At 60.7% G+C, this 1,728-nt stretch carries 2 protein-coding genes; both read left to right on the top strand.

Annotated features, from left to right (window positions below; translation table 11 throughout):
• Positions 1-928: 928 nt before the first annotated feature.
• A complete protein-coding gene (locus ACLQ24_RS29505; RefSeq protein WP_425895009.1) occupies positions 929-1,195 on the top strand; it encodes a hypothetical protein in 267 nt (88 codons plus the stop codon).
• A gap of 44 nt (positions 1,196-1,239) precedes the next feature.
• The gene (locus ACLQ24_RS29510) at positions 1,240-1,683 is read left to right on the top strand and encodes a hypothetical protein (protein WP_425895010.1); all 444 of its coding nucleotides are present in this window, start codon (positions 1,240-1,242) and stop codon (positions 1,681-1,683) included.
• Positions 1,684-1,728 lie beyond the last annotated feature (45 nt).

The raw sequence follows: 1,728 nt of genomic DNA on the forward strand, positions 1-1,728 counted from the left end.
AGCCCGCACGCTCTATCGCTGGGACACCCGACCGACAACCCGCCGACTCAAGTGACGCCTATTGCCGGTCGTTCTTACAAGCTCTGTGCGATCCGTCCGGCAGGGTACGTCCACGTCTGCGACCTCGGACGGCTGTCCGCGCTCGGCAGTCGGCGGCTTCCCTCGTCTCGGCCGGTTGCTGTCAGCACTGCTGTCGGCGCTCCTGCCACACACGGCTTAGGAAGGGTGTAGCGATGGCCTCGGGTTCCGCGATCTACCAGGCCAAAGGCGAATCTCATGCCCAACGCGTCCTGGATCATCCGCGCATGTTCCGCATCCTGATCCTGCTGTAGCGGCCGAATTAGCCGGTTGGGCTCTTGGTTGACTGCGCAGCCAGCCTTCAGCCGCCGCCTAACGTTGCCGGCCCGTCAGTTGCTACTCGCTTGGAATGTTCAGGCTACGCTAATCAGATGTGTCTTAAATCACACTTGACACGCCGACGCTTCTACCGTTATCACGCGGCGGGCACCGCTACGTTCGCTTTCATGCTGCCCAAATTCGCCGCCACCGTCACCAACTCGTAGCCGACATTCGGGACGCAAGTAGCTATAGGTGCTGTCAAGTCGCTTGACAGCCGTACCACGCTTCTCGTGTCACTGCGCGATGCTCCGCACCCAACGGGCGCGAGAAGCGTAGTACGGCTGCGACCAATCCTTCCTGCCAGCTTCGCCTGGCACTGATCTCCTGACGCACTCCAAAGGACCTAACATCGAGCAGGTCGGCTCAGGCAACGAACTCCGCCGCCTCATCCTTGGAGCCCCTGTGTGGCGCGAACCCTTGCAACAAGGTCGCCGCATCCACTCATCCTCGGTATCGTTGAGTCGTTAGGTGCCAGGTGTTGCCGGGTACTTTGGTACCGAGGTACTGTGGGTCACTGGAAGGGGGCCTCATGGCTGCAACGTCCGCTCCCATCAAGGTCGACGTTGGTACTGATCAGCTCATCTCTCACGCTGCCCACTTCCTGGGCAAGGCCAAGAAGGATGTCGTTGACGCCGCCGTGCGCGAGTACATCGAGGCACACCGCAGTGAGATCAACGAGGGTGTTCGAGCTGCTCTAAGCCGTCTTGACGGTTCATCCAAGTCCGCTGTCTCGCTCCTTACTGGTGTGCCGGCTGAGCAGCTCGACGAGTACGGCGGCATGCCTGACGCTAGCTAAAACCCTGTCTGGCTTTGGGTGGGCTTGGGCTCTAAGCTCCTCGAATGAGCGGTGAGGCCAAGCCCGTCCGACCAACGCGCGCCTGCATGGCGGATCTTGAGCTTCGAGTTCCACCTATTACCGAACCGCTCTGCAATCATGGTCATGATCTAATCGCAGAGGCTCAACGCTTACCTGAAGCACACGCGGCTGGAGGCGTCGAAAGGGTCGTCACTCTGAAAGACCGCGTGTGGTTCAAGGTCAAGACAGGTCGTTGGCGCGGGGCCGCGACTCGCCTTCCGGAAGCGGACCACTCGGATGTTGGTCCGCAGGTCTGCGCTGCTCCGTGGTGGATCGGCGCTGCCGGATATAGACGCGAAGGCGATCCTGCCGACTTCTACGCAGCCCTTACTGCAGCTGTAGAACGCGAGGGCGGCTCATCTGACAAGTGGCTACCCACGGACTGGGACTGGAAAAACGTACGTATTCAGCTTGAGTTGATCGGCTGAGCGGGGCTGCGGTCTACTGTGGTGGCTGTGGCTGGCATGATCTTG

Origin of the sequence: Micromonospora sp. DT4 (genome assembly GCF_049841675.1) — a bacterium.
In the GTDB taxonomy this organism is placed as follows: domain Bacteria; phylum Actinomycetota; class Actinomycetes; order Mycobacteriales; family Micromonosporaceae; genus Micromonospora.